Consider the following 18,854-nt stretch of genomic DNA (forward strand, 5'->3'; position numbering starts at 1 on the left):
CTCTTCCAGTTCCTTCGTCATCAGGGGAGCAATGTTACCCGTCGGCAGGGGTCTCGTCAACCGGGGTGAGTACGGCCGTCAGGGAATCGTCATCTACCCGTCGAAGAGCCTGAACGTGGCGGCGTTTGGGCCACATTTTGAAGATGCCCCACAATCCGGCAAGCTGGCCGCGCAGGCGGGCGCGTGCGGCCTCACCTCGCCAGGCACGCAGGGCATCGCGGGTAATCTTTAGCTGGGCTTTGAGGACGGTGCGCCAATGGCGGCGCAGCAGGGTGGTGGGGTAATTTTTCCAGATGAGGTAGAGGAAGTTACGGCCGTCGTAATAACTGCCTGTGACCGACCCGCCCGTGGCCTTAAGTTTGTGGTAGACGACGGCTGTCGGCACATACAGCACCTGCCAACCCGCTAACTGCGCCCGCCAGCCCATGTCCACATCTTCGCAGCTAAAGAAGAAATCGTCGTCCAGAAAGCCAATTTCTTCCAGCATTGTCCGCCTATATGCAGATGAGCCGCCGCAGGCACTAAAAACTGGCTCGATTTGATCGAACTGACCCACATCTTTTTGCCAAACGCCACGGTTGCCGGGAATGCCGTCCACCCGATAAAAATCCCCGGCGGTGTGAAAAGTGTCCCGCTGGTCGAACAGCAGCATTTTGCTAGCCACCATGCCCACCTGCGGATGTTGCTCAAACGCCCCCCAAACTTCGCGTAGCCAGTTTGACTCAACTTCGGTGTCGTTGTTCAGCAGGATGACAATCTCGCCGGAAGAGGCTTGCCACCCGGCGTTGCAAGCCCCCGTAAACCCCCGATTTTGCCCTAGCTCAACCAGCGTCACCTCTGGGAACTGCACGCGCACGTACGCCTGGGTGCCATCAGTAGAGCCGTTGTCGACTAGCAGCACTTCAAAATCGGTGAACGTTTGCTGGCGCAGCGAACTCAAGCAGGCATCCAGATGGTGACGGCCGTTCAGGTGGGGAATGATGATGGATATTTTTGCCATTGTTTAGACCAAGGTAAAAAATGGGATTTTATGGGGAACGGCCGTTTCCATCAAAAATGCACACCGGTAGGGGCAAGGCAGGCGGCCACGATCTCCCAAATTTCGCTGCCTGAATCTCCCCACCTGTCTCGCCTATTCGTATTGCAAACCAATTTTTTATTGTGGCAACAGGGCGAGATGCTTGCTTGTGTGTCTACGCCCGTGCTGATTTATTGGCGGCCTTTAGTTTAGAGAGCTGGTTCTTGAAGTCCTGCTCACAGTCGGGACAAAGCCCGTGACTAAAGTCTACTTCTGCGTGATCGCGAATATACACTTCAACTTGATGCCAATAGCCAGCATCGTCACGGATTTTTTTGCAGGTTGCACAAATGGGCAGCAAGCCATGCAATGTTTTGGCTTTGGCTAATGCTTGTTGCAGTTCAATAACCAGCTTGGCATTTTTTTGCTCAGCCTCATCAATTTGTACCAGAAGCCCGATAAAAAGATAGGACATGACAGGGGCTATAAACAAGGGAACCATGGCGGCAATGAACACATTGGTGAGCAAATTGCTGTCATTGCCACTGATAAGCCAAATTATCAATCGTATGCCTACAGAAACCAGCATGGAAGTGGTGGTTATCAAGATTCCAGTGCGAACGACGCCCATCTTGTGTATGAAGTGACGAAATTGATTGTAGTCGTTTCTTTTGTGTAACATGCGATTTTGGTTTTTACTCTCTGTGATTTTCTCAATTATAGGTGAAAACGGCCGTTTCCTGAACAGGCAATTCTCTTCTCGCGGCTTGAAACGCTGGGAAGAAGGTCGTGGTTTAATAGTTGCTCAAGAAACGGCCGTTGTAAGATTGATTGCTGATGAACTGCGCTAAAATAAGGGCATGATTGATTTCTGGAAGCGCAAACCACTCATCTGGATTGGGGTTGCCTTGGGTGTGTTGCTGGTTGCCTTGCAAGGATGGCGCTGGGTGCAGTTTGAAGCGGCCGTTTGGCAAGCAGGGGCTGGCAACGCCGCCCTCAACGAGCGGCTGACGATGGACCCCATTGGCAACACGCTCGCCATTATTGCCCTGGTAAGCATGGTATGCGTTGTCCTTCTCACCGTCTACCGGCTACACACACAGGCCACCATTCCTGTCACTGGCTGGTGGGCGATTCCGCTGTTGTCAATGATTGGTTTGGGCATCATGCTATATTTGTCGTCCATCCCAGAAACAACCATTTGCTACCCCAGCGGTGCCTGCCAAATTATCCAGCAAAGCGAGTATGGCGAAATATTGAATGTGCCAGTAGGCATTTGGGGAGCTTTGGGCTACTTTGCCATTTTGGCTACCTGGAGTGCCAGTTTGATTGGCTCTTTTCGGCTGCTGCAAATTATCCCTTGGGTGCTGTTGGCACTGACGTTGCTTGGCGTTCTGTTTTCGCTCTACTTCACCTTTTTGGAGCCATTTGTCATTGGGGCAACCTGTCCGTGGTGCCTCACTTCTGCCATCTTAATGACCATCTTGTTTTGGTTGAGTGCCGAAACGGTGCAAAGTTTGCGCTTGGAGCAAGCTCTTTACGGGTAACTTAACGACCCTCTTTTCTTAATCTTTCTCGTTCAATAAGGAAACGTCATTATGACCAAAGGCGAAATTGAACGGCCGTATCTCGCCACGCTTTATTTGGCCAAACGAAAATAGGGATTTATCGCCAAAATCCTATGCATTTTCCACAACGGCCGTTCGTATCTTTGTTTCACTGGTGAGGGTACGGTGCACGGGGCAGCGGTCGGCAATCTCCGCCAAGCGCGAAATTTGAGTTTCGTCTAAATCTCCTTCAAAGCTAATGTCACACTCAATGATGTCCACTTTCTTTTTGCCCTGCGTTTCACAATCTTCGCATTCATCGGCAGAGAGTTTGCGATGGTTGAGGGTGATGGTAACGGTTTCTACGGGCCACTCTTTGCGGCGGGCGTATAGGTGGACGGTCATCACCTTGCAGGCGGCCAGGGAACTGAGCAGTAAGTCGTACGGGCTGGGGCCTTGGTCGTCGCCCCCATCGCGGAGCGGCTCATCAGCCAGGAGTGTGTGGTTGCTGGCCTGGATTTCAACTTGGAGGTTTTTGAGGCTGCGGGCGGTTACGGTCATGAAGATGTCTCCTTGCAACTTATTTCAATTTTGTCAGGTTTTGGGCAGCGGCCGTATCCAATAACCAGGTGAGCGTGCCGTGGGTAGGCTGGATACGCTGGGCGGGCAGTTGCTCTGGCTGGCTGCGGCCGTAAAGCACTTTTTGTAGCGTTTCTGCTTTGCTGCCACCACTGACCAAAAAGATGATGTGGCGGGCGTGGTTGATAACGGTGGGGGTGAGGCTGATCCGGTGGGCCGGACGGCCGTCATAATCCGTAATTACGCCAACAACCCATTCCGGCATTGCCACGGGCGAATTGGGGAAGAGCGAGGCGGTGTGGCCATCGCTGCCCATCCCTAGCAAAACAACATCGAAGATGGGTATGGCACTGCCTGTGGTTATGGCTTGGAGCTGATTGATGTAGTCGGCAACGGCCGTTTCCATGACCCATTCCCCTCTTGCCCTATGAATATTCTCATTGGGAATAGGCACCTTTTTGAGCAATAGCTCGTTAATCTGCCCAAAATTGCTGCCCGGATCGTTTGGCGGCACCAGTCGCTCATCACCCCAGTAGAGATGGGTTTGTTGCCAGGGCATTTGTTGGCGATACGGCCGTTCCCCCAAAAGTGTATAAATGCCTGCCGGGGTTCCCCCACCAGAGAGTGCCAAGTTGAAACGGCCGTGTTGTGCCACCGCTGCCTGCGCGAGGGCCGTTAGGTACTGTGCGCCAAATTGGTTAAACGCTTCCGGGCCATCTAGGACGTGGAGCGTGAACGCTTTCGTGAACGGCTTAGACATCCAGCAAATCCATGCCCGCCCAAGCCGCGCCCAACAGAGCCACTTGCGGATTGCAAATCACATGCACGGGCATCCCCAACAGTAAGCCCGTAAAGCGGCCTTTGTCCCCGAACTCAGCCATGAACCGCTCAGTTTGCAGCAAGTTGAGCAAGCGGGGCGGAATGCCACCACCCAAATAAACACCACCCGTGGCCAACACACTCAAAGCCATGTTGCTTGCCTCGGCAGCCAAGATGTCCACAAAAAGCTGTACCGTTGCCGTGCAAATATCAGCCGTTTTGGCCAGCCCGGCCTCAACGATGATGGGTGTAGGGTCATCGGCCTGTTTGATTTGCTCCCGCAGCCAATCTGGTTCCTGGTAACGGCCGTCTTGCTGCCAAAAATCGTACAGATTGGGAATGCCGCTGCCAGAGCAGACGCGCTCGAAGCTGACGTGATCAAACTTCTGCTCTAAATAGGCTTGTAACGCCCGCTGATCAGCGTTGGTGGGCGCAAAAGAGGTGTGGCCACCTTCGGAGGGGTGGGCTTGGTAACGCTGCCCATCCCAAATGAGGAACGCTTCGCCTAGCCCGGTGCCGGGAGCAATAACGGCAATGGCACCACCTGCCTCGGCCTGGCCTTCATTAATGGTTGCCAGATCGTCGGCTTGCAGATGCGGCACGGCGTTGGCGATTGATTCCAGATCATTGAGCAGCTCCACGTGTTCAATGCCAAAGGTTTGGCCAATGTTGGCGGCATCAATCATCCAGGGAAGGTTGGTGATTTGGGAACGGCCGTTCACCACGGGGCCGGCCACGCCAAAGCTGGCCGCTTCTATCTCCACGGCCTTGTCTTGCAAAAATTGGGCGATGATCGCTTCTAACGAAGCGAAACGGCCGCTAGGAAACGTCTGTAAATGTAAAGCATGCAATGATTCCACAGAATCGGCCGTGGAAAAAAGAGCCAACACCGTTTTGGTGCCACCAATATCGCCTGCTAGTAACATTGTTTTACCTCTAAGATTCTACCTGGACGCGGCCCCAGAACGAGACGTAATCCTTGGCATTGCTGGCTGCATCTCCAGATAGTTTTGTCATCTTGTTTTCTCCTTAAATTTCAAAATTGTCAGAGCCTTTGCAGTCGATGATTCAATCCTCAGAGTGCGTTTCCTCTGCGGCGGTTTTTAATCGATTCATACTTGTAAAAGGGAGCGTTTTTCAGGAAGTGGGGGTGTTGCTGCTTACGCTTCGGCATCGGCCGTTTTTAGGATTTGCAGCAGCATTTCAAACTCATCACGACAGTCGGGGCACATATCCAGGTGATTTTGGACCATCGGCATCAGTTTTTTGGCTTCTTCGTCGTCCGCCACTAGCTCAACATATTCATCCAGCAAGGCATATGCCTCATCACATGAGTAGCTGCCTTCCATCGTCTTTTCCAGACGATGCATCAGGTCTACCATATTTTGCTGATTCAGGGCAGGAACGGCCGTCTCGCCAGCGGCGGGATCATGAGGTTGGTTCATAACTGGGTTTGATCTACTAAATAGATTCTTGATCTGGTTCCAAATAGACATGGTTACTTTACTAAGATGTTGCTTTTCGTTCTTGCCTTATTTGATGGTCTTGCTCGTGCACTTCTTACCTGCTGCAAAAAACTTGTTGCCTTCAAGAAGTTTTTAGTCGAAAACCTGCAAAATATCTCCTGGTGTGTAACCATCTTTCGCCAGGCTTTTCTTTAATTTGACTCTGGCATCATGCAGGAGTTTGTAGACGGCGTTTGGCTTCATTTCTAGTGCTTGGGCAATCTGATTGGTTGTTTTGCCATTAATAACAGAGTCAACGAGGGCGGTTCTTTGCCGCTCAGTCAAATTTTTATCTATGAGATTTTGTATGTAACCGAGTAACTCAGTGCGGGCGGTGCGATTTTCTGGGCTGGGGGCTTGGTCAGCGACAAAACTAGGGGTGTAGTCACCGCCACCATCTGACTCTGTGAGGCTGTCTAAGGAGCTATCTTGCCACCGTTTGCGGCGCAGCTCTGTTAAGGCCACTGAGACAGCGATTTTATGTGCCCAGGTGGTAAATTTGCTGCGCCCGGCAAAGCTGTCCAGATTATCCAGCACTTTTAGGGCCGCTTCCTGGGCAAAATCGTCGGCCTGGGTGTGAAACTCTGGGGCAGAGGTGTTGACTCTGGCGAGTAATCCGCGTCTGAGTCCGTTTGTCAAAATCAGGCTGAGATCAGCAACGGCCGTATCGTAATTAGGGTGCTCTGGCTGAAGTTCAGCCAGCCATTGGTCATTGGTTCGTTTAGTAGTCACGCATTTTATTATACCGAAATTTCATGGTTGTGGCTGGTAGCAAACCGGTTTTTAGCTATGATTAAGTGCACATCCAATTAGAGGCACTGTTGCCCAAATGTTGCCAACGAGGTGCACGACATTACGGAGAAGGTAAGATGAGTGAACAACAAACGACAAATGCCCAAATCATCATGTACACCACCAGGTGGTGTTCAGATTGTCATCGGGCAAAATATCTGCTGGATGAGTATGGCGTTTCCTATACTAATATTGATGTGGAAGCGGATTCGGAAGGGTTGGCATTTGTGAAGCAGGTCAATCAGGGTCACCGGGTGGTGCCCACTATTGTTTTTCCTGATGGCAGCATCTTGGTGGAGCCAAGTAACCGCCAACTGGCAGACAAGGTGGGGCTGGAACTGTAATTGCCGTTTTGAGAAACATTTAGCATGCTACAAACCAACTGTAAATTGCCTGCAATATATGCCCAAAACGGTGTGTTTCTCATCTTGCTTCAATGCAAAAGGCAGGTGTATTGCATATAATAGCTGTACTTACATTTTAGCTGTTACTATCATGTGCCGTAATAGCTGCTCCCCTCATCGTGTTGGCACCTGGAGTTCCCGACCGACTTTCAGTAGATGGTATAGCTCAGTAGTTTGCAGGAGATATGTCTGATATGAAAAAGTCAATGTCGATCCAAAAATTCAACGAATTGTTACAAACTGGTAAAAGTGAAGATTCTTTACTGGCCTCCCTACGTCAATTGACCAAAGTATCTAACCATAAGGAGTTGTCTGCCTTGCGTAAGCCAGATGCCTGGGGTTGGTATTGGGATTGGGGACCAGGATAGGCTCTTCTTAGATTTTCCCCTCAATTTTTGTGCATTGTGTGCAGAGGTCGGCTGCATACAATCATTATCTATCTTTTCTATCTAATCCCCGGAATATTCTCCAATTAATTCTTTGGTTTCGGCCAAAGATGTTCTGCTTTGCAAAGGCAGTAAAAAGATGATCGATGTGGCAGAGGTTCAAGCTACTTTTTTGCGGCAGCCAGAGGTGGCTGCATGGCCAGCCATGCAGAATGTGTGGCGTCATTATGATAAAAATCCTGGGTCTTGGCGTCTGCCCGAACTGTCTTGCAGAGCTGTGGGGGGGGATGTACAGCAATTGGTGCCGTTGGTAACGGCCGTTGCTTGCTGTTACATAAGCATTGTTTTGGTTGACGATATTTTGGACGATGATCCCAAGGGTTTGTACCAAACGTTGGGGGAAGGCGTATCGGCAAATCTGGCACTGGCATTTCAGGCATTGTCGTACCACCTTGTGCAAGAGATGACGGGGCCGAACATCCCGTTAATGCTGGCAGAACTTATTCATCTAAACTTGAAAACCGCACAGGGGCAACATTTAGATGTTCAGGATGTGCTGAGTGAAGCGCATTATTGGGCAACGGTGGAAGCGAAGAGTACGCCGTATTATCAAGCCGGGTTTTATTTGGGGGCGTTGGCTGGAGGTGCCGATACGGCCGTTGCCCGCCAACTGCGCCAGTTTGGCCAGCTTATTGGCAAGCTCATTCAGGTGAGTGACGATTTGGCTGATGTGTACCGAGCACCAGCCAGCCCCGACTGGCAACGGAGTGGGGGCAATTTGGCAATTTTGTATGCGCGGGTGGCAGACCATCCAGACCGTGCCAGATTTGAAGCATTGTTGCCCAATATCAACCAGCCAGACGTGTTGGAAGAGGCCCAACAGATTTTGTTGCAGAGCGGTGCGGCCAGCTACTGTGTGTACCACATGGTGCAAATCGCGCAGGAGGCACGCGCCATCTTGGATGCCTGCAATTTAGAGCAGCCAATGTTGTTACAGCAATTCTTGTCTGAACGCGTGGTGCATCTGTTTGAGCTGCTAGAAGAAAACAAAATGCCGCTACCGAAGGAGCTGGCAGCGGCTTTGCTGGTTTAGATCAAGCATATTTGGCGAGATTATTCTTCGCTGACAGAGGTAAAGCGGTAGCCTGTGCCACGCTCAGCCACAATGTAAGTAGGTTCGTTGGGATTGACCTCAATTTTGCGACGCAGCCGGTGAACGTGAACGTGCAGACGGTCTTCTTGTGCTTCCTCCATGGGCCAGATGCGGTTTAGTAGAAAGTCTGTGGTGACAATGCGGCCAGAGTTGCGCACGAGAATGTAAAGCAGCTTCGTTTCAGTGGGGGTCAGCGAAACGGGGTCTCCTTCCACCAGTGCCTCACGATTGGGGAAATTGACCATCAGGCGATCATCAATGCGGGTTGTGGATTCTAAGGTGTAGTTGTAATCTCCCATGCGGCGCAGCACGCGGCCCACGCGTGCTTTTAGCTCCTCTGGGTTAAATGGCTTCACGATATAATCTTCGGCGTACTGTTCCAACCCTTCGATGATGGTTTCTTCGGTATTTACGGCCGTTAGCATAATAATCGGCATGTCGCTAAATTCCCGCACCGCATGGCAAAATTCAAAACCACTCATCACAGGCATATGCAGGTCTACAATGGCCAGATGAGGCATACCATGACGATTGATTAACTTGAGGGCATCCTGGCCAGAAGCGGCCGTCATTACCTGATAACCGGCCTGCTCCAGCGTATGCTGCACAATCCGCAGCGTAAAGGCGTTGTCGTCTACAGCAATAATTTTTTGTGATTCAATGGGCGAGTCAAGCATAGGGCGTCTTCTTTTATTTTGGTATTTTGAACTTTTGAATTGGTGTTGGATGTTGGTAAATGGTCGGTATTGTTAGCTGGGATGACTCCCTTACAAGCTGTAAGATTTGAGCAAGTATAACTGAATACGGCCGTAAGATAAAGTGAAAAAAAGCGTGAATAGCACCAATTTGGGCGAATTTGCTGCTTCAAAAGTGTCAGCTTGAGGCCAAAGAAATGATGCTGGTAAGTCTAAAATCAGTTTGCCAAATCTGGGCTAAAAATTGCCCCTCACCTCTTTTCTGTTAGAATTTTATACCTTTATTTACCTTTGCTCATGTTATCTGCATGTGTTATAACAGAGATGGTAAATGGGATATATTTCACAAATAGTTTGTGAACATTAAAAGGCAATGTCTACAGGAACCCGCAGGCAGCGAAATTGATACAAATTTACACTGCTTTGCCGGGTTTTTGTTATCGGCTGAATACCGGCTAAAAATGTTGAAAAACGGCCGTGTCCAAATCGCCATTTTTATTTCAACACCCTGTTTTAGCATCGCGTAATGGTTTGCATTTAGAAACAAGCACAGCTTGATTCACACCAAACCTGCCCATCTTATCGAGTGGAGGAAGAACACCCGTGCAAAGTGAGTGGCAATTTATTGTCTTGTTTGTGGTAATAGCTCCCCTATTAGCGGTAGCACCGATCCTCATCAATTGGCTTCTTGGCCCTAAAAAGCCCAACCCTATTAAGCAGCAAACCTATGAATGTGGCGTAGAAACCGTAGGAGATGCTTGGGTCCAGTTCAAGGTTCAATACTATATCTACGCTCTGGTTTTCGTTATCTTCGACATTGAGGCAGTCTTCCTGTTCCCAATCGCTGCCGCCTATGACCAGCTCGGCCTGTTTGCAATTGGTGCAGCCATCTTGTTTATTGTCTTGTTGGCCGATGGGTTGCTTTATGCCTGGGGTCGTGGCGTTTTGGAATGGATTTAAAGGGATTAGCACATGAGCTTTAACATTTTAGAGTTTATTTCAAGCATTTTTGATCTTACCGCTGGCGAATATTTGGCTAATGTTTGGGGAACCGACCCCTGGGTAAGCATTGTGCTAGACATCTTAGGCATTTTGATTGTAGCTACCATCCCACTGGTTTCTGTTTTCTTTGTAGGTTTGGCAGAACGTAAAGTATTGGCTCGTATGCAAGATCGTATCGGCCCGAACCGGGTTGGCGGTAAATATGGTTTGCTGCAAATGTTTGCTGACGTGGTCAAGATGCTTACCAAAGAGTTGCTCGTGCCTGCCGGGGCAGACAAACCCGCTTATTTTTTGGCTCCGATTTTGGGTTTGGCTACCTCAGCTCTGTTGTTTGCCGTGGTACCTTTTGCCCCTGGTGTTATTGGCACAGATTTAAGCATAGGCATTTTTTACATACTTGCTATTAGTTCAGTATCTGTCGTAGCTATTTTGCTAGCGGGGTGGGGATCTAACAACAAGTACGCGCTGTTAGGTGCTTTTCGTGCTGTGGCTCAATTGGTGAGCTACGAAGTGCCAATGATTCTCTCGCTGCTGGTGCCAATCATTTTGGCAAGGTCTTTGTCTACGACACAGTTGGTAGAGGCACAGGCAATCCCTTTTATCATCTTTGCCCCGATTTCCGCCCTAATTTTCTTTGTTTCCGCATTGGCAGAAACTGGACGATCTCCTTTCGACTTGCTCGAAGCTGAATCTGAAATTGTGGCTGGATTCCACACTGAATACAGCGGTATGGTGTTTGGCCTCTTTATGGCGGCCGAATATATGGCCATTATGTTTATGTGCTTCCTGTTCTCAACAGCGTTCCTGGGTGGTTATCGCTTCTTTGGATTGGAAGAGATTGTTCTGGCTAACGGTTTCCAGCTAGGTCGCCTATTAGGATTATTTATCTCTATCTTCAAAGGTGCTTTGGTTTTCTTCGTCTTTATGTGGCTACGGGCGACTTTGCCACGCCTTCGTATTGATCAACTGTTGAACTTCAACTGGAAATTCATGGTCCCGCTGACGCTGGTTATATTGCTGGCGGTAGCATTGCTGGACCGTCTGGTGCTCGATTTGGTTCCGGGCATTACGGAAGGTAGCTGGGTGAGAGCGGCCGTTCACCTGGTGAGTAACCTAATCATCGGGTTTGCTGGCCTGGAAGTGCTGCGTCGGGCGGCGCGTCGTCAGCGTAAGATGCACAATACGGCGAGTCCGATATTGGCAGTAGCAGAGAATGAGGGCGATCCCATTACAGTTGAGGAAGAAGTGGGGCCTGCTCATGACCATCATCATGAGCCGGTACCTGCACATTAAATTTTCAGTTGGTGGTGTGTTCCTTGTGGCACACCATTAAACTTTATGCCTTCATCAGGAGTAGGCTAGTGACGCTTGAGCAAGTTAGTTTTATTTTAGTTAGTTTATTGACAGTTGGGACCGGGATTGTGGTGGTCACGAACCGCAATCTGTTTCACGCTGCCCTGGCAATGATGGCTTCATTTTTAGGTGTTGCCGGGCTGTATATTTTGCTAGACGCTGGGTTTTTGGCGGCTGCACAGCTTTTGGTGTACATCGGTGCCATCTCGATTTTGATCATTTTTGCCATCATGTTAACCCGCCGGATGATGCAGGCTCGCGAAGCCCCTTTTAATTCGCAAGCTGGGCTGGGTTTGCTGACGGCCGTTGGCACATTTGCTTTACTCGCCTCGGTCATTGTGCGCTGGTGGGGTTTTGAAACCGTCACCGGTCGCCCTGAAGTGCCGGACAGCGTGTTGCAAGGTGCGGTTGCTGCCTTGGGTGAAGCCTTTGTAAGCCCGAGCGGGTACGTCATTCCTTTTATCGCGGCCTCTGTGTTGTTGTTGGCTGCCCTCATTGGTGCTATTTATGTTGCCTGGCCAGCAGAATATTCGGAGGATGAAGCATGATTCCATTATCTTGGTACCTCCTGGTGGCTGCCTTGCTCTTTTGCGTGGGGCTATATGGCGTTGTGGCTCGCCGAAATGCGGTGGCCATTTTGATGTCGGTTGAGCTCATGCTCAATGCTGTGAACATCAACCTGGTTGCATTCTGGCGTTACGGCTCCGTATTGAACCCGGGTGCACCCCCGATTGGTTGGGCTTGGACTATTTTTGTACTGACGGTGGCTGCGGCAGAAGCGGCCGTTGGCCTAGCACTCATCATATCAATTTACCGCCGCCGAGATTCAGTCATCGCGGAAGAGTTGGATTTGCTAAAGAACTAATTCAGTTTTCAGTAATCAGTAAACCGTTTTTACTGATTACCAATAACCGAAACAACGGGAAGAGTTTCACCTTATGTCTCAAGAAACATTACAAACTTTAACTTGGCTGATTCCTGTTGGCCCCCTGCTGGTGTTTTTCCTGATTGTGCTTTTTACCAAGAATAACCGCACATTAAGCTGGGGATTGGCCTGGGCTGGCGTCATTGGTGCGTTGGTGCTTAGCTGGACGATTGCCTTTCATATGATTGGCATTTACCTGAACGATGACATTACCCACCCACATGAGCTGTTAGAACATCCGGTGCAGATATCCAGCACGGTTGATTGGCTACCGATTGGGGATTTTGCCGAGGGTACCTGGCTGGAATTAGGTGTATCGGTGGATCCGTTAACGGCCGTAATGCTCCTCATGGTTCCCTTTGCTGTATTTATGATTTTTATTTACAGCGTTGGTTACCACAATTATGGCAATCCGCGGGGCACCGTGCGGGGCGTACCGAATCATGGCAAAGAAGAGCCGATGTTCTCCCGCTTCTTTGCCCTTATGAGCCTTTTTGCAGGGGCGATGTTGCTGTTGGTTGTATCAGACAACCTGCTCTTGCTTTTCATTGGCTGGGAGATCATGGGCTTCTGTTCCTACTCGCTCATTGGATTTTGGTACGCGCGTGATTACCATTTGGAGCCCGGCGACATTCCCCACATCTCCCCCAGGCGGGCCGCAATTAAAGCGTTTATGACCACCCGCGTTGCCGACGTGGTGATGCTGTTAGGTATCGTTTTCTTCTACCGCACCTTTGGCACGCTGAATTTTAGCGAAGCATTGAGTGCGCACAGCTTGGAACATGCAGCTATGGAAATTGGCGTGGGCTTGTTGGGCGTGATGGCGTTGCTCATCTTCACTGGCACTGTTGGTAAATCGGCGCAGTTCCCCTTGCATGTTTGGTTGCCAGACGCCATGGAAGGCCCTACGCCTGTTAGTGCTACCATCCATGCGGCCGCAATGGTTTCTGCGGGCGTTTATCTCATTGTCCGTATTTTCCCGCTCATCTCTGTAGCCATCGAAGGCACGGGGGCTGGTTGGGTGATTGCCGGCATTGGTGCCTTTACGGCATTTATGGCTGCGACAATAGCCGTGGCCCAAAACGACGTGAAGGGTGTGCTGGCTTACTCTACGATTTCTCAGCTTGGCTTCATGGTAGCAGCCATTGGTATTGGTGCTTACATTGCGGCTGCTTTCCATCTCATTACCCATGCTTTCTTCAAGGCGTTGCTCTTCCTGGCGTCTGGTTCCGTCATTCACGGGATGGAGCATGGGGCGGAGCATGTGCATGATCACCACACCGACCCGCAGGATATGCGATACATGGGCGGCTTACGCAAAAAGATGCCGATTACGTTTTGGACATTTTTGATTGGTGGCATGTCGCTGTCTGGCTTGCCATTTATCACCGCCGGTTTTTGGTCCAAGGATGAGATTTTTGCCGATGCCTGGTTTGTTTGGGACAACGATGGCAAGATAATTGGTTTGATTGTGCTGATTATGCTGGCCTTGGCAGCATTTTTGACGGCATTTTACACCATGCGCCAGATAAGCCTTACCTTCTTGGGCAAGCCCCGCACGCCGCTGGCTGAACATGCGCATGAAAGCAATGGCTTTATGACGCTGCCGCTGGTGCTGCTGTCTATCCCGGCTATCGCAGCGGGCTGGTTTGGTATTCCTGACAATTTCCTAGGTACTGAAAAATACTCGACTTTTGTGAACACCTTTAAGCATTTCATTGGGGCAACCATTGATGAACAGATTGCTGAACTTTATGATTTGCATCTGGTGGCACACAAGATTGAGGCACTGCCCTGGAGTTGGGTGCCGTTGATTGTTTCCATTGTGGTTGCGTCGGCAGGTCTTGTTGTAGGGTATTTGATGTACGGCCGTAAACCGCTCACCAAAGACCAGCCAGACCCACTGATACGGCCGCTTGGCCCCCTACATCGCTTCTTGCAAAATAAATGGTATTGGGATGAACTTTACCAGGCAGCTCTCATTCGCCCAGCAGTTTACTTCTCTGAAGTGATTGTGTTTGAGGTGATGGATAAAGGTGTTATTGATGGCATTCTTCATCTGGTTGCCCGCGTCTTCTATGCCATTGGGCGTGGTGCCAAAGCTACCGAGGAAGCTGTCTTTGGCCGCGCTGTGGATTGGGTGAAAGACCAGTTCCTGGCCGTAACGCGAGAAGTGCGCCAACTGCAAACCGGTAAGGTGCAGGAATATGTCCTGGTTTCCGGTCTCATCGCCGCTGCGCTGGCCTTCATGATTATATTCTTGATCAATTTTGGTTGGTCGGATCAAATCATGAGTTGGTTCCAATAAGTAGGGGCTAAAAACCTTTTAGAATTAGGTATTTCACATGGATTTTATTCAAGATAACCTGCTGAATTTAACCATCTTCTTTCCTGCGCTGGCTGCGCTCATTATCTTTTTGCTGCCAGAAGATGAAAAGAATTTGATCCGCCGCTTGACGCTGGCGTTGAGCCTGGTGCCCATTGTGCTGGTGCTGCTTATGTGGTTCAACTACGATCGGGCTGCTGCGAACATCCAGTTTGAGGTGTTTACTGAATGGTTCCCCGCGATTGGTGCCAATTACCATATGGGCATTGACGGCATCAGCCTACCTCTCTTTTTGCTCACGGTCATTTTGACACCATTGGCCATATTAGCTTCTTTTAGTATCGAAGAGAAGGTGCGAATGTACATGGTGCTGTTCCTCATTATGGAAACAGCCATGCTGGGTTTATTTGCCTCGCTCGATTTGATGATTTTCTTCGTCTTCTGGGAGTTTGGCTTGGTGCCGATGTATTTCCTCATCAAGCTGTGGGGCGGTAAAGATAGGGATTACGCTTCATTTAAGTTCTTTATCTATACGATGGCCGGTAGTTTAGGCTTATTGCTTTCTATCCAGGTGATTGGTTTGTCGATGGGAACGTTTGACATCCCGACGCTTATGGATATTTGGGTCAATACCACTAGCGGCACGTTGGCTGGCACGGGTTTGGATGTAGGGGTTGTGAAGGCAGTGGCTTACTGGGCATTCTTCATTGCCTTTGCCATCAAAGTGCCTATTTGGCCGTTCCACACTTGGTTGCCAGATGCCCACACGCAGGCACCGACGGCCGGATCGATGATTTTGGCAGGTGTTTTGCTGAAGCTGGGTGCTTATGGCTTTGTGCGGCTCGTTATTCCGCTGTTCCCGCAGCAGGCAAACCAAACGGCCGTTATCCTGGCGTGGCTCGGTGCAGCAAGTATCGTACTCGGTGGGTTTGCCGCTTTCGGGCAGTGGGACTTCAAACGGTTGGTCGCTTACTCATCCATTAACCATATGGGGTTTGTGGTGCTGGGTATTGCGGTGATGGCCTTTGCCTACGGCCGTTCCTTTGCCGACCCCGCCGCCAGCACCGATGCGATTATGGCCACCAGCGGTGCCGTCTTCCAGATGGTGAACCACGGGCTTTCGGCCGCAGGCATGTTCTTCCTCGTTGGCGTCATCTACGACAGAGCCCATACGCGAGACTTGAAGGAGTTTGGCGGTATCTGGACGATCATGCCCGTCTTTGGCACGATTTTGATTTTTACCAGCATGGCTTCACTTGGTTTGCCCGGTTTGAATGGCTTCGTCAGCGAATTTATGATTGTTCGTGGCAGTTGGAACTTCTTTACGGTTCAGCTCGCCATCTCTATGCTCGGTTTGCTGATGACTGGCGCTTACATTTTGAAAGGCATTGGCGAAACGCTGCACGGGCCTGTAAAAGAAAAATGGGCATCCCTGCCGGATATGACGCTGCGCGAACATTTAGTCATTTGGCCGCTGATGGCACTTATGCTCAGTTTAGGCATCTGGCCGCAGTGGATTTTGGTTTTTATTAACGACACGATTACGAAACTGTTCTAAATTCAAATGTGGAAAAGGTTATTCAGTCTACTACTGGCTTTAGTTGGAGCAGCTACCTTGATTTATGGTTTGCAGAATCAAGTAGCGCAATCGTTGGCTGCACCATTTGCCGAAAAGCAGTTAGAGATTGAAGGTGCAGCTACGCAGACAACTTATTTTCCGGTGATTTTTAACAACTACCGACCACCAGAATGGGAATATTTGGGTTTGGATGGTGACGTAACGGATGTGGTTTTTGACCCAGCTAACCCGCAACATGCCTTTGCTACTGTTTACCTGGACGGCTTATATGAAACCAATGATAGTGGCATGACATGGGTTAAGAATGAAACGATAACCTTTACAAATCGATTCAATGATATAGAAGTGCATCCTATTACTAGCACAACTTGGTTTGTTGCTGCGTGGTCTAACTTTGGTGTATTCCAATCGTCTAATAACGGGCAAATATGGTTGCAAATGGAAAGTTCTCCCCCCCTATTATACAGCATGGCAATCCATCCGCTTTCGCCAACTGTTATGTTTGTAGGTACAGGGAATTGGGAATTTCATGGGGGTGAAATGTACAAGTCAGTGGATGCAGGTGGGACTTGGGATATCGTTTCGCCAGTGTTTACCAATGCGTTGACCTTCGTTTTCGATTCTCTTAATCCCAATATAATTTATGCGGGAACGAGAGGCGGAGTTTGGAAGAGCGTAGATGGTGGCGAAACCTGGAACCCAGCTAAAAACGGTTTGCCAGGTCTACCCGATTGTGCTTGTGATGTGACCTCACTTGTCTTTCACCCCAATAACACGCAATGGCTTTATGCGGCGACCAGGGTAGGTGTTTATGTGAGTTATGACGGGGCTGAAAATTGGCAGCCTTTGTGGGAAGGCATTGATGCCAATGCCCTATTATTTGATCCCAATGACCCGACAAAACTCTATCTGGGTACAACCGATGCGGGAATGTATATAAGTTCCAATGATGGACTTAGCTGGACGCAGCTAGGCCTTTGTGGCTTAGGGTTTAGAGTAAATCATTTAGCACTTAATCCGTCAAACTTTAATGAGCTATGGGCAGCCACAGATAGCGGCCTTTGGCGTTGTGTGATTCATTAACTATCTTTTTCAGGAGGGTTTGTGTTTAATCGGAGGCGAGGTATGCCGATGGGCATATTGGGCGTTTTTTTGATATTTATATTGCTTAATCTTTTCCTTGTTGGAGCAACACGGGAAGGACGAGGGCGTCCGCGTGTCACACCAACGCCGCCCAATTCGCCAACAGCTACGCCACCCTCCCAAACAACCTTTCTGGGAGGGGATGCGTTAACTATACCAGCTGATATTCAGCAGCTAGAGAGGAATGAAGCTGCAGCGCGACCCACGGGCGGGCAAGCACCGGGCTGGGATCGCACCTCAGATTTTATGGTAGGGTCTGTGGCTGTAGCTATTATTTTGCCCAACTGTGACGGCACATTGGCTCCCTGTACGCAGGCAGGCTGGACGACAAATGATATAAACCATGTGGTCAACGAAATACAGATTGCCCTTGATTGGTGGGAACAGAAAGCAGCCGAAGCAGGCGTTGGTTCCCATCTCTCTTTTCAATTAACATCTGATTCTCCGCGTTTGGTGACAACTGGCTATGAACCAATAGAAATTCCCGGCGGGAACAATGTTTTATGTGGTGATGAAGGGGTATGGATTGATGATTTGATGGCCAATATGGGCTACGATGATTTCTCTGGTGGCAATACCTATTTAATGGAAGTGCGACAGTTCAACAATGATTTACGTGATCAATACGATACAGATTGGGCATTTACTATTTTTGTAGCGGATGCCAGTCATGATTCTGACGGCCTATTTGGTAATGTGAATTGTGGTGGTATTTCGTTTGGTGTCGCTGCATGGGCATATTTGGCTGGTCCATTTGTGGGTATGAATACTGTTAACAACGGATTTGGCTATAATTTTATTGATGGTGTAGCCGCCCATGAAATCGGGCATATTTTTGGAGCACCTGATGAATCTCCTAGTAATCATTGTCAAGCTCCACCAAATTTGCCTAGCTGCACCACCCCATTTGGCTATCTGGGTTTTGAAAATCAAAATTGTGGAGCAAATGTACCTTTATTTTCTTGTGGCTTATCAGAAGGTAATAGTTTAATGACATCACCACAAGGTTCTAGTACAGGCATCAATCAAAGTGTGATTCATCAATTTACTGTGGGGCATGTTGGTTGGTTTGATTCAGATGGAGACACAATACCAGACCCCATAGATACAATTCCTGTGCACACGCTGACGCCACCCACCAATCCCAATGCGGATCGTACTTTCACAGGTTCGGCCCAAGACATTCCCTGGCCTTCGGCTTTGCCAACGTCTGAATCCTGGCGACCTGCCTATCCAGATGTCACCATCAATGAGGTTGTCTCGGTGCAGTATCGTGTGGATAACGGGGGTTGGGCAGAGGCACAGCCGCAAGATGGTAGTTTTGACACCTCGCAAGAGGATTACTTTTTTGAACCTTTAATTTGTGAAAGTGGTGTGTATACAGTTGATGTGCGTGCTATAAATTCTGTAGGTAATAGCTCCACAATTATTTCTGAAACCATTAATGTTACTGCACCAGAAAATTGTTCAACGGTTAATTTGCCCCTTGTTATGAATGGCAGTGGCGGAAGTATGATGGCACCACCTTCAAACCCATTACCACCGGGTGGCTATCCGGTTCCGACACCTATGCCATCGCCAACCCCAGGCGGTTATCCGTAGACAATTTCTACAGGATTTATTTACTT

General features: G+C 49.4%; 21 protein-coding genes. 13 read left to right on the forward strand and 8 right to left on the reverse strand.

Annotated elements, in window-relative coordinates:
* Positions 1-34: 34 nt before the first annotated feature.
* Complete coding sequence (locus ACOQPU_RS22375) at positions 35-1,000, reverse strand: glycosyltransferase family 2 protein (protein ID WP_420642055.1); 966 nt, start codon at positions 998-1,000, stop codon at positions 35-37.
* Between the two features lie 193 nt (positions 1,001-1,193).
* Positions 1,194-1,625: a hypothetical protein gene (locus ACOQPU_RS22380; protein WP_420642056.1), complete on the reverse strand. Its 432-nt coding sequence runs from the start codon at positions 1,623-1,625 to the stop codon at positions 1,194-1,196.
* Positions 1,626-1,722: 97 nt separating this feature from the next.
* On the opposite strand from ACOQPU_RS22380, the gene ACOQPU_RS22385 reads away from it, so the two are divergent.
* Entirely contained in the window at positions 1,723-1,869 is a 147-nt protein-coding gene (locus ACOQPU_RS22385) for a hypothetical protein (RefSeq protein ID WP_420642057.1), read from the forward strand.
* Between the two features lie 9 nt (positions 1,870-1,878).
* Positions 1,879-2,565 (forward strand): vitamin K epoxide reductase family protein, encoded by a 687-nt coding sequence (locus ACOQPU_RS22390; protein WP_420642058.1) that lies wholly within the window; start codon positions 1,879-1,881, stop codon positions 2,563-2,565.
* Positions 2,566-2,697: 132 nt separating this feature from the next.
* Here ACOQPU_RS22390 and ACOQPU_RS22395 read toward each other — a convergent pair whose 3' ends face one another.
* The 5 genes from ACOQPU_RS22395 to ACOQPU_RS22415 form a co-directional block, all read right to left on the reverse strand.
* The gene (locus ACOQPU_RS22395; RefSeq protein WP_420642059.1) at positions 2,698-3,126 is read right to left on the reverse strand and encodes an OsmC family protein; all 429 of its coding nucleotides are present in this window, start codon (positions 3,124-3,126) and stop codon (positions 2,698-2,700) included.
* A 19-nt stretch (positions 3,127-3,145) separates the two neighbouring features.
* Entirely contained in the window at positions 3,146-3,904 is a 759-nt protein-coding gene (gene pgl, locus ACOQPU_RS22400; protein ID WP_420642060.1) for a 6-phosphogluconolactonase, read from the reverse strand.
* Positions 3,897-4,889, reverse strand: a complete 993-nt coding sequence (gene glk / locus ACOQPU_RS22405) for a glucokinase (RefSeq protein ID WP_420642061.1) — start codon at positions 4,887-4,889, stop codon at positions 3,897-3,899. Before glk ends, pgl begins: the two co-directional genes overlap by 8 nt.
* A 234-nt stretch (positions 4,890-5,123) precedes the next feature.
* A complete protein-coding gene (locus ACOQPU_RS22410; RefSeq protein ID WP_420642062.1) occupies positions 5,124-5,408 on the reverse strand; it encodes a zf-HC2 domain-containing protein in 285 nt (94 codons plus the stop codon).
* Positions 5,409-5,561: 153 nt separating this feature from the next.
* A complete protein-coding gene (locus tag ACOQPU_RS22415) occupies positions 5,562-6,200 on the reverse strand; it encodes an RNA polymerase sigma factor (protein WP_420642063.1) in 639 nt (212 codons plus the stop codon).
* Between the two features lie 137 nt (positions 6,201-6,337).
* On the opposite strand from ACOQPU_RS22415, the gene ACOQPU_RS22420 reads away from it, so the two are divergent.
* The 3 genes from ACOQPU_RS22420 (at position 6,338) to ACOQPU_RS22430 (ending at position 8,143) form a co-directional block, all read left to right on the forward strand.
* Positions 6,338-6,604 carry a glutaredoxin domain-containing protein gene (locus tag ACOQPU_RS22420; protein ID WP_420642064.1) on the forward strand — a complete coding sequence of 89 codons (267 nt, stop codon included), beginning with the start codon at positions 6,338-6,340 and terminating at the stop codon, positions 6,602-6,604.
* Between the two features lie 245 nt (positions 6,605-6,849).
* Complete coding sequence (locus ACOQPU_RS22425) at positions 6,850-7,032, forward strand: hypothetical protein (protein ID WP_420642065.1); 183 nt, start codon at positions 6,850-6,852, stop codon at positions 7,030-7,032.
* Between the two features lie 157 nt (positions 7,033-7,189).
* Positions 7,190-8,143 (forward strand): polyprenyl synthetase family protein, encoded by a 954-nt coding sequence (locus ACOQPU_RS22430; RefSeq protein WP_420642066.1) that lies wholly within the window; start codon positions 7,190-7,192, stop codon positions 8,141-8,143.
* Positions 8,144-8,163: 20 nt separating this feature from the next.
* Here ACOQPU_RS22430 and ACOQPU_RS22435 read toward each other — a convergent pair whose 3' ends face one another.
* Entirely contained in the window at positions 8,164-8,880 is a 717-nt protein-coding gene (locus tag ACOQPU_RS22435) for a response regulator transcription factor (RefSeq protein ID WP_420642067.1), read from the reverse strand.
* Positions 8,881-9,501: 621 nt separating this feature from the next.
* On the opposite strand from ACOQPU_RS22435, the gene ACOQPU_RS22440 reads away from it, so the two are divergent.
* The 8 genes from ACOQPU_RS22440 (at position 9,502) to ACOQPU_RS22475 (ending at position 18,828) form a co-directional block, all read left to right on the forward strand.
* Positions 9,502-9,858: an NADH-quinone oxidoreductase subunit A gene (locus ACOQPU_RS22440; RefSeq protein ID WP_420642068.1), complete on the forward strand. Its 357-nt coding sequence runs from the start codon at positions 9,502-9,504 to the stop codon at positions 9,856-9,858.
* A gap of 12 nt (positions 9,859-9,870) precedes the next feature.
* Positions 9,871-11,193 (forward strand): NADH-quinone oxidoreductase subunit NuoH, encoded by a 1,323-nt coding sequence (nuoH, locus tag ACOQPU_RS22445; RefSeq protein WP_420642069.1) that lies wholly within the window; start codon positions 9,871-9,873, stop codon positions 11,191-11,193.
* 68 nt (positions 11,194-11,261) lie between these two features.
* Entirely contained in the window at positions 11,262-11,801 is a 540-nt protein-coding gene (locus tag ACOQPU_RS22450) for an NADH-quinone oxidoreductase subunit J (RefSeq protein ID WP_420642070.1), read from the forward strand.
* Positions 11,798-12,118 carry an NADH-quinone oxidoreductase subunit NuoK gene (nuoK, locus tag ACOQPU_RS22455; protein ID WP_420642071.1) on the forward strand — a complete coding sequence of 107 codons (321 nt, stop codon included), beginning with the start codon at positions 11,798-11,800 and terminating at the stop codon, positions 12,116-12,118. Before ACOQPU_RS22450 ends, nuoK begins: the two co-directional genes overlap by 4 nt.
* Before the next feature lie 73 nt (positions 12,119-12,191).
* Complete coding sequence (gene nuoL / locus ACOQPU_RS22460; RefSeq protein WP_420642072.1) at positions 12,192-14,486, forward strand: NADH-quinone oxidoreductase subunit L; 2,295 nt, start codon at positions 12,192-12,194, stop codon at positions 14,484-14,486.
* Positions 14,487-14,523: 37 nt separating this feature from the next.
* Positions 14,524-16,062 carry a complex I subunit 4 family protein gene (locus ACOQPU_RS22465; RefSeq protein ID WP_420642073.1) on the forward strand — a complete coding sequence of 513 codons (1,539 nt, stop codon included), beginning with the start codon at positions 14,524-14,526 and terminating at the stop codon, positions 16,060-16,062.
* A 57-nt stretch (positions 16,063-16,119) separates the two neighbouring features.
* The gene (locus ACOQPU_RS22470) at positions 16,120-17,166 is read left to right on the forward strand and encodes a WD40/YVTN/BNR-like repeat-containing protein (RefSeq protein WP_420642074.1); all 1,047 of its coding nucleotides are present in this window, start codon (positions 16,120-16,122) and stop codon (positions 17,164-17,166) included.
* A 48-nt stretch (positions 17,167-17,214) separates the two neighbouring features.
* Entirely contained in the window at positions 17,215-18,828 is a 1,614-nt protein-coding gene (locus tag ACOQPU_RS22475) for a hypothetical protein (RefSeq protein ID WP_420642075.1), read from the forward strand.
* Positions 18,829-18,854: the final 26 nt, after the last annotated feature.

The organism is Candidatus Leptofilum sp. (assembly GCF_965223285.1).
Taxonomy (GTDB): domain Bacteria; phylum Chloroflexota; class Anaerolineae; order Promineifilales; family Promineifilaceae; genus Leptofilum.

Coding starts and splice junctions, on each gene's coding strand:
- ACOQPU_RS22375 (WP_420642055.1), bottom strand. CDS start 1,000: ATGGCAAAAATATCCATCATCATTCCCCACCTGAACGGCCGTCACCAT.
- ACOQPU_RS22390 (WP_420642058.1), top strand. CDS start 1,879: ATGATTGATTTCTGGAAGCGCAAACCACTCATCTGGATTGGGGTTGCC.
- ACOQPU_RS22395 (WP_420642059.1), bottom strand. CDS start 3,126: ATGACCGTAACCGCCCGCAGCCTCAAAAACCTCCAAGTTGAAATCCAG.
- pgl (WP_420642060.1), bottom strand. CDS start 3,904: ATGTCTAAGCCGTTCACGAAAGCGTTCACGCTCCACGTCCTAGATGGC.
- glk (WP_420642061.1), bottom strand. CDS start 4,889: ATGTTACTAGCAGGCGATATTGGTGGCACCAAAACGGTGTTGGCTCTT.
- ACOQPU_RS22410 (WP_420642062.1), bottom strand. CDS start 5,408: ATGAACCAACCTCATGATCCCGCCGCTGGCGAGACGGCCGTTCCTGCC.
- ACOQPU_RS22420 (WP_420642064.1), top strand. CDS start 6,338: ATGAGTGAACAACAAACGACAAATGCCCAAATCATCATGTACACCACC.
- ACOQPU_RS22425 (WP_420642065.1), top strand. CDS start 6,850: ATGTCTGATATGAAAAAGTCAATGTCGATCCAAAAATTCAACGAATTG.
- ACOQPU_RS22430 (WP_420642066.1), top strand. CDS start 7,190: ATGATCGATGTGGCAGAGGTTCAAGCTACTTTTTTGCGGCAGCCAGAG.
- ACOQPU_RS22435 (WP_420642067.1), bottom strand. CDS start 8,880: ATGCTTGACTCGCCCATTGAATCACAAAAAATTATTGCTGTAGACGAC.
- nuoH (WP_420642069.1), top strand. CDS start 9,871: ATGAGCTTTAACATTTTAGAGTTTATTTCAAGCATTTTTGATCTTACC.
- nuoK (WP_420642071.1), top strand. CDS start 11,798: ATGATTCCATTATCTTGGTACCTCCTGGTGGCTGCCTTGCTCTTTTGC.
- nuoL (WP_420642072.1), top strand. CDS start 12,192: ATGTCTCAAGAAACATTACAAACTTTAACTTGGCTGATTCCTGTTGGC.
- ACOQPU_RS22465 (WP_420642073.1), top strand. CDS start 14,524: ATGGATTTTATTCAAGATAACCTGCTGAATTTAACCATCTTCTTTCCT.
- ACOQPU_RS22475 (WP_420642075.1), top strand. CDS start 17,215: ATGGGCATATTGGGCGTTTTTTTGATATTTATATTGCTTAATCTTTTC.